Below are 15109 nucleotides of genomic sequence, written 5' to 3'. Positions count from 1 at the left end.
GACGACGCGCCGACACATCGGAGATATTGTCAATAGTTGTGGATGGTGGAATTGAATTAGGCGGCGGCTTGGTCGAGGGGTAGGCCGTCTTGGAAGACGACTCCGCGGATGACATCGGGGAGGAGTTGAGCGCCGTTGAGTAGTCGCCAGCCGCGCGCGGCGCTTTCAGCGAGCTTGAACATCATGGTCAGCGAGGCGATGCGACTGCCGTTGCCTTTGGTGCGACGATGCCGCAGGCGAATGGTGGCGAACGTCGACTCGATTGGGTTCGTAGTTCGCAGGTGCCGCCAATGCTCCGCAGGAAAGTCGTAGAACGTGAGCAGCACGTCGCGGTCCTTGGCCAGGCATTCCGTGGCCTGTGGATATTTGGCTTGATAGTCGGCCACGAAGGCGTCGAACGCTTTGCCGGCCGCTTCGCGCGTGTCGGCCATCCAGATTTGATGCAGCATGTCTTTCGCTTTCGGTTGCTTGTTCTTCGGTAGCTTATCGAGAACATTGGCAGTCTTGTGTACCCAGCAGCGTTGCACTTTCGTGGCGGGAAAGATCTCGGCGAGCGCTTTCCAGAAGCCGAGGGCACCATCGCCAATCGCTAACTTGGGCGCCACGGCCAGGCCGCGGCGCTGCACATCGAGCAGCAGTTCTCGCCACGATTGAGCGCTCTCGCGATGGCCGTCCGTCATGGCGATCAGCTCTTTTTTGCCGTCTTTGGTGGCTCCCATCAGCACCAGAATGCACTGCCGATCCTCTTCCAGACGAATGTTCGTGTGAATGCCATCGGCCCAGACGTAGACGTATTCCTTCCCCGTGAGGGAACGCGCGGACCACTCGCGATACTCCTGTTCCCAAACGCTCTTCAGCCGCGTGACGGTCGTTGCCGAGAGCCCCGGACACTCCGGCCCGACGATCGCCGCGAGCGCGTCGTGGAAGTCGCCCGTGCTGATCCCCTTGAGGTACAGATACGGAATCAACTCCTCAATGCTCTTGGTCTTCCGCAGATACGGCGGCAGCAGCTTCGAGTGAAATCGTTCGCCGTCGCCAGCCTCGCGCCGATCATGCACGCGTGGCTGCTCGATGGCCACTTCGCCCACCCCCGTGACGATCTTCCGCTCCGGCAAGTGCCCATTCCGAACGACCTGACGACGGCCCCGCTCATCAGTCACGTGTGCGTGCTGGTCGATCCATTCCGCAACCTCGGCTTCAATGGCCTGCGCGAGCATCTGCTGTGCTCCTTGCCGAAGAATCTCGTGCAGCGATTCCCGAGACCCTGGCAACGCAATCGTCGATCCGTTAACTTCCTGCATGGTGGTGTGCTCCTTGGTGAAAAAGGTTCTTTTGCAAAACACTTTCTCGCCAAGCACACCGCCTCTTTCAATCACTCAACGTCCACGACTTTCGGTTATATCTCGACACATCGAGCGAAAATTTCTCGGTGGCGGCTGGATCGCTGAGCTGTGGGGAAATAACCGCTCGTTGCCGGCCTACTTTCACACTTGGCAACGAGCGCAACTCGTCATCGTCACCATCGGTTCGGGGATCGGTACCCCCAGCCCTTCATTCCCGGCTGCGGCTGACCGCTGAGCGATCAGGGAGGTTCGCTCCTCCGTTTAGGAGGGAAGGTTCTAACGCCTGCACCGATCATCTGGCTTCCAGCACAGGAATGATCCGTACAACAGGTGGTGCGCGACGAACGGCACGGCCATTGCTTTGTTCTGGTTTCGCTGAACTCGAACGAAGGAGTGTTAACGATGGTCAAATCAAACTATGAATGTGAACGCTGTGGTCTTCAACTGCCTCTCAAGACGAAAGTAGCCGACGCGGAACCACTGCACCTCTGGCTCTGTCACAACTGCGGCAAGCGGCAAATGGGCGTGCTCGACAAATCGGCCCGCGAGGGCATTTGCCACAACGTCCAACGCGCAAACCTCGGCTCGTTCCCCGTCGTCGAAATCAGTGGCTCAAGTGCTCTGCAAGCATCGGCCTCCCTGTCGTAACAATCAAAGCGCTCGCTTGTTGCCGGCCTACTCGGGCCTGTCGATTGGCAAAGTTCTCGTTCGACTACTGGGCAAAGCGGCCTTGGTGGCCAGCCAATTCGAACTCGAGGAACCTGCCCATGCGTTACCTGATGATGGTCATCAACGACAAAGACTCGCAGCTGGTCAAGGATTACGAAGCTGGGTTGCCCATGGATTCTCGCCTGCAAGAGGCCATTGGGAAGCACTCCGAGGCCATGTTCAAGGCGGGCATCTTGCTGGAAGTGGGCGGCCTGCTGCCAGAATCCAAGGGAGTTCGCGTGCGAGCCAACAGCGGCAAGCTCGTGGTCACCGACGGCCCGTTTATCGAGTCGAAGGAACTTCTCGGCGGCTATGGCATTCTGAAGGCGGACACTCGCGACGAGGCGATTGAACTCGGCAAGACGTTCCTTCAAATCCATGTCGACATCCTCGGCCCTGCTTACAACGGCGTGCTCGAAATCCGCGAGATGTTCGATCCACCGAACATGCCCTGCCAGCAGCCTTAGCCGGACCATGGCTCGCGAAGAGACGGACCGATAACGGCGGGCAACTACGGTGCTAGCTCAGCCACGGCCAGCATGCGATAACAGCGGGTGGAACAACTCTCCCTGCTTCTTCCCCAGTTCCTCGTTCCCAGCACCGAGTTCCTTCTTTAGCCCCTTCCCCAGCCATGCAGCCCGTCGTTGAAGTCCGCCATCCCCTGATTAGTCATCACCTGGCCTGCTTGCGCGATGTGAAAACACCGCCGGCCGAGTTTCGCCAGCTCATTCAAAAACTGGCGGGCTTGCTGGCCTATGAAGCGACGCAAGACCTGCTGCTGGAGCCAATCGAAGTTCAGACACCGATCACCAAGACCACCTGCCAGACGCTGGCCCAGCGCATCGGGCTGGTGCCGATCTTGCGCGCGGGACTCGGGCTGGTGGATCCGATTTTGAACCTCATTCCCTCGGCCGAAGTTTGGCACCTGGGTCTGTACCGCGACGAAGCGACCGCTCAGCCTGTGGAGTACTACAGCAAGCTGCCGCAAACGCGGCCCGTCGATGTCGCCCTACTTCTCGACCCCATGCTTGCCACCGGCGGCTCCGCTTTGGCTGCTTTGGCGACGCTGCAGCGCTGGGGCGTAAGGCAAGTGAAAGTCCTCTCCGTCATCGCCTCGCGCGTCGGCATCGAAACCGTCCAGCGCGAATTCCCCGACGCGCAGATCTTCGTCTGCGTCATTGACCCCGAACTCAACGACCGCAAGTACATCGTCCCCGGCCTCGGCGACGCCGGCGACCGAATTTTCAATACGTTGCGGTGCCAGGAAGAGTAGTCGTCTCACAGTCCGCGATCACGCAGCACTAACGATCCAGCAGGGATCTTAGCCATTAGCCCCGGGTCGCGCAGCGCACCCGGGGTAAGGTTTGAGCGCCTACCTACGTCCACATCTGCCGATCGAGCATCCGGTAGTTAATGGCTTCGCTCAGGTGGTTTTCGTCGATGGCGTCGCTGGCTTCGAGGTCGGCGATGGTGCGGGCGACGCGCAGGACTTTGTCGTGTGCGCGGGCGGAGAGGCCAAGGTCGTTCACGCTGGCCTTGATCAGTTCCTGGCAAGGAGGCGTGAGCTTGCAGAACTGGCGGATGAGCCTGCTGCTCATGTGGGCGTTGTAGCGAGTCGCCACGCCTTGAAAGCGGGCCGCTTGAATGGCCCGCGCGGCAACCACTTGCTCGCGCATCTGCGCACTGCTGGTGCCGGCACGATCGGCCGATAGTTCCTTGTAAGGCACGGCGGGAACTTCCATGTGCAGGTCAATTCGATCGATGAGCGGGCCCGAGATCTTGGCCATGTATCTTTCGATCTGAGGCACCGAGCAATGACAGTCGCGGCGCGGGTCATTCTTGTAGCCGCAGGGGCACGGGTTGAGCGCCGCAACGAGCATGAACTCCGCGGGGAAGGTCGTGCTATTGAGCGCCCGCGAAATGGTGACGGTGCCATCTTCCAAAGGCTGACGCATCACCTCCAGCGTGCGGCGGTTGAACTCTGGCAGTTCATCGAGGAACAGCACCCCGTTATGCGCCTGACTGATTTCACCCGGTGCCGGCGGATTGCCACCACCAACGAGTCCCGCTTCGCTGATCGTATGATGCGGCGAACGAAAAGGCCGGCGCGCCATCAGCGGTTGCCCCGCCATGAGCTTGCCCAGTGAACTATAGATGCGCGTGGTCTCGATCGATTCGCTCGCTGTCAGCGAAGGGAGAATCGTCGGCACGCGCTTGGCCAGCATGGTCTTGCCGGAACCAGGCGGCCCGAGCATCAGCAGGTTATGTGAACCAGCTGCAGCGACCACGACGGCTCGCTTGGCCATCTCTTGGCCGCGCACATCGGCGAAGTCATCGTCGTAGCGGCCTAGTTCGTCGAACAGTTCTCCCATCCGCGAAGGGACAGGCTGGATATCAACAACGCCCGTCAAGTAGCCAACCGCCTGCGTCAGACTGCTGACCGGGATCACTTCGATCTGTTCCACCACCGCTGCTTCGGCCGCGTTCTCAGCGGGCAGAATCAACCCGCGCAGGCCGCGTTGTTTGGCAGTGGCCATGGCCATCGACAGCGCGCCCTTCACTGGTCGCGTTGTTCCTTCCAGCGACAACTCACCCACCACGGCATATTGCTCGAGCAGTTCCGATTCCAACTGTCCGCTGCCGGCGAGAATGCCCAGCGTGATGGGCAAGTCGAACGAGGCCGCCGATTTCGCCAGCTCGGCCGGTGCCAAGTTGATCACGATTTTATCGTTTGGTCGCAGGAAGCCGCTGTTGGCCAGCGCGCGGTCGATGCGATGCTGGCTTTCTTTCACCGCCGCTTCGGGCAAGCCGACGAGGATCGTTTTCGGCAGCGCGCCGGGCGAAACATCGACTTCCACTTCAACGGGAACGGCATCGATTCCGAGGAGCGAGAAAGTTTGCAGCTTCGCGAGCATGGCAGGGTCGCTAGGATTGGATGAACGAGCAGCGGCCCCATTGTGGCGACCTTACGTGCGCGATGCAAACTGCTCGACATATTCGAGCACCCACGCATCGATCAGTTGCCGGAACTTGTCGACGTCGACTTCTTCCAGTCGCTCGAAGAAGTTCCGATTGAAGACCTCGCGATTGCGAATCGTCCCCTTCGCCGCCAGGTCCAGCACATGCAGGCTCGAGTACGGTCGCACGGTCACTTCCAGCCGACTGTACGTGCTCGATCGGCTGACGCCCGTTTGAAAGTCGTCGCGAAAGCAGGCCCCGCCCCAACCTCGGTCGCCGAACATCGTCTCGTAGTTAAATCCAGGAAAGAACCCGGGCAAGCGACGGACGCAGTCCTCGATGTAATCGGACAGGGCCAGCCGATACTGCGAGTGCAGCCGGCGGAACTCCTCCTCCGTCATCTGCTTGGCTTTCGCCTCGCGCGCACTGTCTTCCCCGCGGCGTTGCCCCCGCTCAATCGCTTGTCGCAAACGGTCGTCGAAACTCATGGCTGTATTGTTGCGAGCGACCGGTGCGGAGGGAAGTGCGGATAATGGAATGCGCAGCGCGGAACCACGGCGACGCCACGAGACACTCGCGCGTGCGATGCCTGGATGCGGAAATTCCGCATCCGGTTTCAAATACTCTCCAACCGAGACCAGTCTCCAACCCAGGCCACGACTAAGTAATCGAGATCAAGATCGGAGCAAAGGCAAAGACATCGAAGCCGCTGGCGAACAGGAAGTCGTTGCCCAGGCCGCCGTTGACGATCACCGTGCTGCTGGTGGTGACAAAGTCATTGGCGTCGAAGCCAACAAACAGATCGTCGTTGCCAGCGCCCAAGTCGATCGAGACGACCGAGTCAAAGCGCGTGCCGATGCCGTCGTTTTCGCCACCGTCTTCAATGCTCACATCGTCGTTGCCGCCGCCGGTCAGCATGGTCACGACGCCGCGGAAGCGCGAGTTGTCGACGAACACCAGGTCGATTCCTTCGCCCATATTCACCGAGGTCGCACCGTTCACCGTCACGGCAAAGGCCACCAGCGTGTCGAGGCCAGCGCCGGTATCAATCGCCAGGCTGCTACGCACCAGCGTGGCATTGGCACTCAACTGAATCGTGTCGTTGCCGTTGCCCGTGATGAGCGACGCAGCCAGCACCGTCAAGTTGTTTCCGAACGAAGTGATGGAGTCGTTGCCGCTGCCCGTCACCACGCTCAACGCGCCAGTGATGGTGGTGTTGGTATGCTCGAAGTCGACGCTGTTGTTGCCGTCGCCCAAATTGAACGCCGCCGAGCCATTGAGGACAAAGTTGGTGCCGCCGCCGTCACCTGGATTGACGTTGTCGTCGCCAGCGCCAGCGATCACGGTCAGGGCGCCGGTGATCGTCACTTCGCCATCGAGAAAGACATTGCTGCCGCCGCTACCCAGGCTCAGCGCCATGCTCTTGGCATTCACGGTGCCATCGCCAAAGTCCAGGAAGTCGAACCCAGTCCCAGCAGTGATCGAGGTCACACCGAGGGTCAGGTTGACATTAGGATCGATATCGAACGTGTTGTTGCCGTTGCCCAATGTGGCCAGGACGGAACCGGGAACCGAGAAATTGTTTTCTCCTTCCACTTCGACAAAGTCATTCCCCTCGCCCATGATTGCTTGCAGGTTGGCAATCGTTTGGTTTTCGTTATTGAACTCACCAAACAGCAACTCGTCGTTACCGTTGCCGCCGACAAATCGCAACATGCCGGCCAACTGAGCCGAAACCACAGTTGCCACATCGTTGCCGTTGCGCAGGTCGACGAAGATGTTCTGAATCTTCGTGAAGTTGAGCGAGCCGTTGTTCACGCCGTTCAAGGTCGTGCCATTGACGCCCGAAACTGTGAACGCGCCGGCAGCGGTTCCTTCGATCCGAATTTCGTTGTCCAGATTGTTGCCGTTCAAAAACAGGCTCGGGCCAGCCAACAATGCGGTGACGGCACCGGCCAGGTTCAGCCGATCCTCGAGCGATTCCACGCGAGGCTGGAACCGGCTCGACTTGGCCACGGACTTACGCTTCTTCGAGAGGAAGGAAAACATGCTGTTGCTCTCAGATCATTGGTGAAAAACCCACATAAACAGTGGGGTATGCTATCGAATGAATTCGCGATCTACAAGCGTTAATCTGACAAATCTAGGCAAATCGGGGAGCAGCAGCCAGCGGCCGGTTAGGCAGCGGAAACACGCCCCAATCATGCCAGTTCGGTTCGTATTTGCGGTAATTAATCTTCCTCTAACCCGCCCTCGAGTTTGCCATTTTTGGTTATCACTCGACCTGCTGGTTTGATAACTTTTTGAGCGAAAATTTTGATCTTCAAAAACGCCGTTAGTCTTTTATTATCAATGACTTGCATCTGAATTTTCCAGTAATCATGAGTGTTTCTTGATAACCGTTTGATAACCACTTTTTCACTCTGAAAAGGCCCCTGAAAGTGGAGGTTCCGCGATCTTGCCCGACGCCTCCTCAACGGCATCCAAATCTCCCTTCATGCAAGAGCCGACGATACCAGCTCACTGTAGAAGCCGACGTGACTAGTCTGGTCATTCTGCAGAAAATAATTCAGACATAGAAAACATTTGTTTTGGCGAGGTCTCCGAGGGGGGAGCGGCAATTGGTTCCTGCCGGGACGAATCAAAGTTCACTCCCTTCTGTCTCTTCCCCTGAACCGCCAATCTTCCGCTCTTGTCTCTCCGCTGTCCGCCGTTGACCATCGCTGCGGGCGGGCTATTCTGGATTCCTGCACTTTTTGCTCGCACTTCGAAAGCACGCTCAGCCATGAACCGGATCGCCATCATCGATTATCAGATGGGGAACCTGCGCAGTGTGCAAAAGGGCTTCGAGCGCGTCGGTTATGCGGCCGAGATCGTCTCCGACCCGCGTCAAATCGGTCCGACCGACAAAGTGGTCCTGCCGGGTGTCGGTGCCTTTGGCGATGCGATCGCCGAACTACGCCGGCGAGACTTCATCCCGGCGATCAAAGATGTAGTGGCCGCGAACCGTCCGTTCCTGGGCATCTGCCTCGGGCTACAGATGCTGTTTGACGTCGGCTACGAACATGGCGAGCACGAAGGGCTGGGCATCCTGCGCGGCAAGGTGCTGAAGTTCGACCTGCCCCACGAGTTCAAAGTTCCGCACATGGGCTGGAACAAGGGACGCATCGTTCGCCAGGCTCCGATCCTGCGCGAAACGGCCCAGGACACGTACTTCTACTTTGTGCACAGCTACTATGTGCTGCCGGACGACCCGAGCGTCGTTGCCATCGAAACCGACTACGGCCATCCCTTTTGCGCCGCCGTCTGGCAAGGGAATCTCTTTGCCACCCAGTTCCATCCGGAAAAGAGCCAGGCCGAAGGCCTCAAGCTGCTCAAGAATTTCGCAGAACTCGCTTAACTGCCGGCGGTTTCGGATTCCCGACTCCCGACTCCCGACTCCCGACCTCTGGCCTTACAACGCCGAGGCGAAAGAGCGAGCGGTGGTGTCGGTGGAGCAGACGGGCGAGGAAGATTCGCCCCAGCCGAAGCGGCGTGAGAAGCGTCGGCTGCGGTGCTGGGCGTACCAGCGGCGTCGGGCCACGTTCACACTGTGTCGTCGTTTTCGTTTGCCGTCCGGCATCGGAAGAACCCTCGAACCTGATTGAGATCGGCAACTAGCGTGCTAGCTGCAGAAGCCCGCGAACTCAACCGTTGGTAAACTCTTCGGCTTCTACGCTTTCTAAGCGTGAGTGGCCGAGAAAAGTTTCAAAAGGGGTGGGTTATGACGACTCGACGGCCCAGCCAAAAAACTGACAGCACGATGAGCATGTACCAGCAAGCCAAAGCGATCGTGTAAACGTGCATCCGTGAGCCCAACCCTTTACGAACCATGCAGACTGAGAACTGCAGAGACTAATACGCAGCCTGAGTACCAAAGGCCTCAGAGAATTTCTGCGAAGAACACAAGTTCAATGCCAGCAGCAGCTTGAGAGCATTCCCCGGCAGGGATCGCTGAACGGGCATGGCAGGTGAGTGTTGTCGATTTGACTTCGAATGCAAGTCATTTTGACAAGCTTTACGCCGCAGTCGGGCAGGGCAGAGCGAGCGACGTATTCAGTTTCGACTCCCGCCGAGCTGACTTGGTTCCAGGTCCCCAGCCCGTACAACCCGCAAAGTCGTTGTCGCCCGCGCAAGGCGGAGAATCTTTTGCGGTTCCGTTGAGTTTTGCGCACACAGCGACTTGCCTTTTTACGAAGACAGTTCTGGCGGTCCTGCACTGGGGAGTTGTCGGGGCCGCCAGATGGTAATTGCACAGGCCACGACGCTTGGGCAGGTGCAATTGCCGGTGGTGTTGACCGTCCGCAGCAGGACGGTGCTAGACGACGGCTATTGCTTTGGCTTGCGGCTTTGTATCCCGCCGGCCCGTCAGATGGAGCGCTCACCCTTAGCTGTTCGAAGGCAACATCCTGCTGCGGACTCTTTTAACTTTGATCACCGCAGCAGTGTTTGCTGCGGTCGTCCCCCTCAGCAACTTCTCAACCTCGTAGGATCAACGGATTCGATCCTACGAGTCGCTCGCCCGCACGACAAAGAAGGCGAGATACTGCGGCACCCACAAGATCAAGGCGACCGGCAAAATCCAAGCCGCGACGGGGCCCTCGAACGACTCTCGCCACTGGTTGGCACTCCACAGGCCCAGGGCAAACAGGCCGAGCATCAGTGCGTGGGCAATCGTGCGCCGCAGCGGCAACGAGCGGACCGGCAAACATTCGCTGGTGAGGTGCGCGAACCACGGCCCCACCGCAAACAGCAGCAGCCCATAGGTAGCCAAGGCCCGGATACCCGCATGGCGATACACGCCCAAGCCCAGGCTGAGCAAGATCGTGACCACCATCAGGCTCTGCAGCGAGAACTGCAGCAGCGGTCTGGGCGGCTGTGGCTGTGAGGAAGACATGCGTTCATTCTAGCGGCAGCCAGCGGCGGGAGTCGGAGTCGGGAGGTCGGTAGCAGCGGATCGCCCCACGCGGTACCTTGAAGCTCATTGCTTTTCCTCCCCCAGATCCCAGTTCCTAGCCCCCAGTCCCCTCCCCCATGCCCGCCACTGTAAAACACCTGGAAGTTGACGAAGCCTCGCCCTACGTGGGTGATCGGGCCGATCGCGCGGTGCAGACCTTGTGTGGGCTGTCGCGTTCGCAGGTGAACGGCCTGTTCGACCATCAGTGCGTGAAGGTGAACGGACTGATGTGTGACGACGCGTCTCGCCGCCTGATGGCCGGGGACCAGATCGAACTGACCTATCACGCTGGCCAGCGATATCACCCGGTCAACAAGCCGCGGCGAAACTTGGGCTTTGAGATCGTCTTCGAAGACAAGCACCTGATCATCGTCAACAAGCCGGCCCAATTGCTGACCGTGCCGACGAAGAAGGGCGAAACGAACACGCTGCTCGACAAGGTCAGCAACTATGCACGCCACGTCGGTCACGTGAAAGCTGCCTTCAATGCGCATCGCTTGGACCGTGGCGTTTCCGGGTTGCTGGCCTTTGGCAAGAGCTTGGAAATCTCCCAGACCATTCGCGATCAATTCGCGCTACACAAACCCGAGCGTGAGTACATTGCGATTGTCGCGGGGCACATGAAGCCGCAAGCGGGCACGATCAAGACGCTGCTGGCGACCGACCGTGACCTCAACCGCTTTTCGACCGACGACGAAGAGGCTGGGCAACTCGCGATCACGCACTTTAAGGTGGCCGAGCATCTGCTCGATTGCACCGTGATGTCGATCTGGTTGGAGACCGGCCGCCGCAATCAGATTCGCGTCCACTTTGCCGAGCAAGGTCACCCGGTGCTGGGCGATCCGCGTTACGAACCGGAAGCCGCCAACCATCGACATTGGGCCAAAACACGCATCGCGCTGCATGCTCGCAAGCTGGGCTTCGAACATCCCGTCACGGGCGAGATGCTCAAGTTTGAAGTGCCACTGCCGGAAGAGATGATTCGCTTCATCAATGGGCAGAAGGCAGTGCTGAAACGGCAGTAGGGTCTGTTTGAAAATGCCGTTCGATTGTCTCGTAGCGAAAATCAAAGATCCGCTGCAGCAGCCGTTTGACTGTCAAGGCGTGTGTGACCGTCCCCAGCGGCCCAAACGGCAATTGATAGCGGACGGTGTCTTTCATCAGCGTACCTGCGGGCACCTCCGAGAACTCGTGCGTGTGATGCCACAGCTTGTACGGTCCGCGCAGCTGCAGATCGACGAAGCGAAACGGCGGCTCGAATTCTTCAATGCGGGTTCGCCACCACAGGGGCAGGGCATACAACCGCAAGCGATACTCGATCAGAGCACCTGTGCGCATCTCCAATGGCAGTGGCGTGAGAATTCGAAAATGGAGCCACGGCGGCGTGATCATTTCGAGATTGCCCGCATCGGCGAAGAAGGCAAAAACTTCGTCGCGCGAACGGGGAATCAGCTGCTCGCGCTGGAGTACGTAGATCGACGGCATGGAAGATTAGTGGGGCAGCAATGAGTGGACATGACAGCCTGAAAGCTATCTCACTGCATAGTACCGCTGCGGCAAGGGACTCTTAACGGGCACTAGTACAGCCGTTGATAGGCGCCGTCGAGGGACGCTTGCACCTTGGCGGTATCGAACTCCGGCATCTGGGCCGCGGCGGCAAACATCTCCGCGGCACACGGGACATTGGCCAGGTCGGGCCGCGCGGAGTCATCCCAGAGTTTGGATCGCAGCAAAGCCTTGGCACATTGCAGGTAGCACTCTTCCACTTCGACGGCGATGCCCAGCAGTGGGCGCTGGCCACCGGCGGTGAGGGGCGCGAGTTGGTCTTGGTCGCGAATGATCGCCGCCCGACCATTGATCCGCAGCGTTTCGCCCATTCCGGGCACCAGAAACAACAGCCCGACGCGGCCCGTCTCGAGCACGTTCCGCAGGCTATCGACGCGCCGGTTGCCCCGCCGATCGGGAATCAGCAAAGTCTTCTCGTCCACCACGTGTACAAAGCCGGGGGCATCGCCCCGCGGCGAAGCATCGCACTTGCCATCGGCCCCATGCGTGCTGACCACGAGAAACGGCGAGTGTTGAATGAACCGCCGCATGGGTTCATCCAGATGCTTCAGTTCCTTACGCAGCGCCAACTCGCTGGGTGTGCCGACCATTTCGACGAGTTCGGCCAGCGACGTAACATGCTGCGAGAAGTTGGACAGAGGCATGATGCCTGGCTCCATCGTTTGATAAGTTATCCGACTGATTCACTTCTACGTTTAAGTGCTAACACTAAGGCGTAACTGAATGGCCAGTGACTTTCGAAATGTTGACCCTGCCGAATTGCGAACGCCTGGATCGCGACATCGTGCCGACCCGATCAAGCTTGCGCGACAAGTCGCTCGGTTTGGAAACTCAACTGTCGGAATGCCACCAATCATTGTCTACGAAGGTGCCGACGGCTACCTGTTGATCTATAATGGAGTAACACGTGCAACGAGGATCGCAAAGTTGGCGCCCGGAACATGGGTGCCGGTAGAGGTCATTGGACGCCTGCAGCGTAGACTTGCCTTTGACCCGAAAATTGGAGATCAAACCCCATGATTTCTGCCACGCAACGTGAGGCCTTAGGTGTGCTTGCCGAGTTGCTCGAACTGTCGCCCGATGTTCGACTGGGCCAGCTAATGGCTCACCTCGGCTTTCTTGGCGAGGATCAGTCGTCTCGCAATCTCTGGGATATTGATGACGAGCAGCTGTTGGCAGTTCTTTATCATCACCGTGTTGAGCTTATGAATCGCACCTCGCCATCGGCAGTGACGGCAGCGTTGGTCTCGAGCAATGAGGTGAACGCTCCCACCGCAAACCCAGCCAACAAATAGCCACTTTCTACGCCGTGGAACGGTAACCCGCCGGATTTACCCAGCGCATGGCAGCGCGCCCGGTCGTCATTTAGAATGACTTGCGTGTGATTGGTTGGCGGCTCTCTTACGTTGCGCAGGTTGCTCGAAAAATGATCCATACGTCCTATCTTCAAAATCTCGTTCGCGCGGCCAGCTTGCTCGCTGTTGTGGCCCTGCTAGGAACGGTAGCGGCCGCTGAGAAAGCCAACGTCGCCGCTGAGTCGCAAGCGCGGCTCAAGTCGACGGTTGGCTATCTGTCGTCCGATGAACTCGGCGGGCGTGGCGTGGGGACGGAAGGTCTCGACAAAGCGGCTGAATATCTGGCCGGCGAATTTCGCAAACTGGGACTGAAGACCGATCTGTTCGACGGCACGCCGTTCCAGAAGTTTGAAATCACCATCACCACCGAGATGGGGCCCGCGAAGCAAAACTTTCTGTCGCTCGTCGGGCCTGCTGCCGCCGGTTCGCAAGAACCCGAGAAGGTCGAGTTCAAACTGGGCGACGACTTCAATCCGCTGGCTGCTGGTGGCAGCGGAGCGTTCTCTACCGACGTCGTCTTCGCCGGCTATGGCATCACCGCAAAAGAACTCGACTACGACGATTACAAAGATCTGAACGTCGAAGGGAAGATCGTCATCATCCTGCGCAAGGAACCGCAGCAGCAAGATGCGAAGAGCAAGTTCAACGGCGATAAGCCTTCGCCGCACGCCGTCTTCATGAAAAAGATGTCGAACGCCAATGATCACGGCGCGGCCGGCGTCATCTTTGTTAACGATGGCCTGGAACTGCAAACCGCGCGCGATCTCGCTCAAAAGACCTGGAACGAAGCGGTAGCCAAGTTCGCCGAGGAACGTACCAAGTTCACTGCCATCAAAGACCCCACGGACGATCAGCAAGAAGCTCATACGGTTGCCATCAAGAAACTGAGCGAGCGAATCGTCGAACTGAGCAACGACTTGGCCGATCCCGATCAGGTGCTGGCCTTCACCGGCGCTGGCGACGAAAGCCAACAGCGCAAACTGCCCGTGATGTTTGCCAAGCGGTCGCTGATTGCCCCGATCATTAAATCGGTCACGGGCAAAACACTGGAACAGATCGAAGCCAGCATCGATGCGGACCTGAAGCCTCAAAGTGCCGTGCTGACCGGTTGGAAGGCCGTCGGCGAAACCAACGTCGTGCAAAAGAAGGCGGAGGTGAAGAATGTCATCGCCGTGCTCGAAGGGGAAGGCCCGCTCGCCGACGAGACGATCGTTATTGGCGCTCACTACGATCACTTGGGTCTCGGCGGAGCGGGTTCACTGGCTCCCTGGACAAAGGAAATTCACAACGGGGCCGATGACAACGCGTCCGGCACAGCCACGCTGTTGGAAGTGGCTCATCAATTGGCCACTTCGGGCAAAAAGCCTCAGCGGCGAATTGTGTTCATGGCTTTCACGGGTGAAGAACGGGGCCTGCTCGGCAGTGCGCATTACACTCGCCAGCCTCGCTTCTCGCTGGGCAATACGGTTGCCATGTACAACCTCGACATGGTGGGCAGGCTCCTGGACAACAAGCTGATCGTCTATGGCACCGGCACCGCCAAGGAATTTGATCCGCTGGTCGAAGAGTTGGGCAAGAAGTACGACTTCAATCTGACCAAGAAACCTGAAGGCTACGGCCCCAGCGATCACTCGTCGTTCTATGCCAAGAAGATCCCCGTGCTGCATCTCTTCACGGGCACGCACAGCGACTATCACCGCCCTAGCGATGATTCGCCCAAGCTCAACATCGACGGCATGCAGCGGATCGCGGCCATGCTCGTCGATATCGTCAACCAGACCGATGCGCTCCCCGCTCGGCCCGAATACATCGAAATCAAAGGTATGGCCAATATTGGCGGCGCTGGCGATTCCGACCGGCCTTACTTCGGCAGCATTCCCGACTTTGCCAACAACGAAGAAGGTGTGTTGCTCTCCGGTGTCGCGCCGGGTGGTCCAGCCGAAAAGGGCGGCCTGAAGGGTGGCGATTTGATCATCAAAATCGGTGAGAACAAAATCAGCAATCTCGAAGACATGCAGTCTTCGCTTGTCAAACACAAGATCGGCGAATCCGTGAAGGTCATCGTCAAACGCGACGGCAAAGAACACACCTTCGACGTCACGCTGACCAAACGCGGCCGCTAGTTCCTCACTCGTCCCCTCTGTCTTCACTCCCTCGCCTCCGTACTCCGGGGAGAGGGTCGG

General features: G+C 58.7%; 14 protein-coding genes. 7 read left to right on the top strand and 7 right to left on the bottom strand.

Translation table 11 applies throughout. The features are described from left to right. Window positions 1-56: 56 nt before the first annotated feature. Window positions 57-1301 carry an IS256 family transposase gene (locus NA78x_RS28825; RefSeq protein WP_425613880.1) on the bottom strand — a complete coding sequence of 415 codons (1245 nt, stop codon included), beginning with the start codon at window positions 1299-1301 and terminating at the stop codon, window positions 57-59. Window positions 1302-1745: 444 nt separating this feature from the next. Here NA78x_RS28825 and NA78x_RS28820 point away from each other — a divergent pair, with 444 nt between their 5' ends. The 3 genes from NA78x_RS28820 (at window position 1746) to upp (ending at window position 3324) form a co-directional block, all read left to right on the top strand. Beyond that, complete coding sequence (locus NA78x_RS28820) at window positions 1746-1991, top strand: hypothetical protein (RefSeq protein ID WP_425615834.1); 246 nt, start codon at window positions 1746-1748, stop codon at window positions 1989-1991. Window positions 1992-2110: 119 nt separating this feature from the next. Next, window positions 2111-2518, top strand: coding sequence for a YciI family protein (locus NA78x_RS28815; protein ID WP_425615833.1), 408 nt, complete (start codon window positions 2111-2113; stop codon window positions 2516-2518). A 164-nt stretch (window positions 2519-2682) separates the two neighbouring features. Then, on the top strand, window positions 2683-3324 hold the full coding sequence (gene upp / locus NA78x_RS28810) for a uracil phosphoribosyltransferase (RefSeq protein WP_425615832.1): 642 nt from the start codon (window positions 2683-2685) through the stop codon (window positions 3322-3324). Window positions 3325-3427: 103 nt separating this feature from the next. Here the strand turns inward: upp and NA78x_RS28805 are convergent, their stop codons facing one another. The 3 genes from NA78x_RS28805 to NA78x_RS28795 all read right to left on the bottom strand — a co-directional run bounded on the left by NA78x_RS28805 (window position 3428) and on the right by NA78x_RS28795 (window position 7058). Then, a complete protein-coding gene (locus NA78x_RS28805) occupies window positions 3428-4966 on the bottom strand; it encodes a YifB family Mg chelatase-like AAA ATPase (RefSeq protein ID WP_425615831.1) in 1539 nt (512 codons plus the stop codon). A gap of 51 nt (window positions 4967-5017) precedes the next feature. Beyond that, window positions 5018-5497, bottom strand: coding sequence for a hypothetical protein (locus tag NA78x_RS28800; RefSeq protein WP_425615830.1), 480 nt, complete (start codon window positions 5495-5497; stop codon window positions 5018-5020). Between the two features lie 172 nt (window positions 5498-5669). After that, window positions 5670-7058, bottom strand: coding sequence for a hypothetical protein (locus NA78x_RS28795; protein WP_425615829.1), 1389 nt, complete (start codon window positions 7056-7058; stop codon window positions 5670-5672). A 736-nt stretch (window positions 7059-7794) separates the two neighbouring features. Here NA78x_RS28795 and hisH point away from each other — a divergent pair. After that, window positions 7795-8409: an imidazole glycerol phosphate synthase subunit HisH gene (gene hisH, locus NA78x_RS28790; protein WP_425615828.1), complete on the top strand. Its 615-nt coding sequence runs from the start codon at window positions 7795-7797 to the stop codon at window positions 8407-8409. 1146 nt (window positions 8410-9555) lie between these two features. On the opposite strand, the gene NA78x_RS28785 is transcribed toward hisH, so the two are convergent. Then, complete coding sequence (locus NA78x_RS28785; protein ID WP_425615827.1) at window positions 9556-9945, bottom strand: hypothetical protein; 390 nt, start codon at window positions 9943-9945, stop codon at window positions 9556-9558. A gap of 137 nt (window positions 9946-10082) precedes the next feature. Here NA78x_RS28785 and NA78x_RS28780 point away from each other — a divergent pair, with 137 nt between their 5' ends. Then, a complete protein-coding gene (locus NA78x_RS28780; protein ID WP_425615826.1) occupies window positions 10083-11030 on the top strand; it encodes an RluA family pseudouridine synthase in 948 nt (315 codons plus the stop codon). On the opposite strand, the gene NA78x_RS28775 is transcribed toward NA78x_RS28780, so the two are convergent. Together NA78x_RS28775 and NA78x_RS28770 are read right to left on the bottom strand one after the other, a co-directional pair. Continuing rightward, a complete protein-coding gene (locus tag NA78x_RS28775) occupies window positions 10996-11490 on the bottom strand; it encodes an SRPBCC family protein (protein WP_425615825.1) in 495 nt (164 codons plus the stop codon). The two genes, NA78x_RS28780 and NA78x_RS28775, sit on opposite strands and share 35 nt — an antisense overlap. A gap of 92 nt (window positions 11491-11582) precedes the next feature. Next, window positions 11583-12215 (bottom strand): MSMEG_1061 family FMN-dependent PPOX-type flavoprotein, encoded by a 633-nt coding sequence (locus NA78x_RS28770; protein WP_425615824.1) that lies wholly within the window; start codon window positions 12213-12215, stop codon window positions 11583-11585. Between the two features lie 372 nt (window positions 12216-12587). Between NA78x_RS28770 and NA78x_RS28765 the strand changes: the two genes are divergently transcribed. Together NA78x_RS28765 and NA78x_RS28760 are read left to right on the top strand one after the other, a co-directional pair. After that, a complete protein-coding gene (locus NA78x_RS28765; protein ID WP_425615823.1) occupies window positions 12588-12866 on the top strand; it encodes a hypothetical protein in 279 nt (92 codons plus the stop codon). Window positions 12867-12997: 131 nt separating this feature from the next. After that, the gene (locus NA78x_RS28760; protein ID WP_425615822.1) at window positions 12998-15049 is read left to right on the top strand and encodes a M20/M25/M40 family metallo-hydrolase; all 2052 of its coding nucleotides are present in this window, start codon (window positions 12998-13000) and stop codon (window positions 15047-15049) included. The last annotated feature ends 60 nt before the right edge of the window (window positions 15050-15109 follow it).

The organism is Anatilimnocola aquadivae (genome assembly GCF_049819085.1).
Lineage (GTDB): Bacteria > Planctomycetota > Planctomycetia > Pirellulales > Pirellulaceae > Anatilimnocola.
Note: the sequence above shows the minus strand (reverse complement) of the source record. Positions and strands in the feature narration are given on the sequence as shown.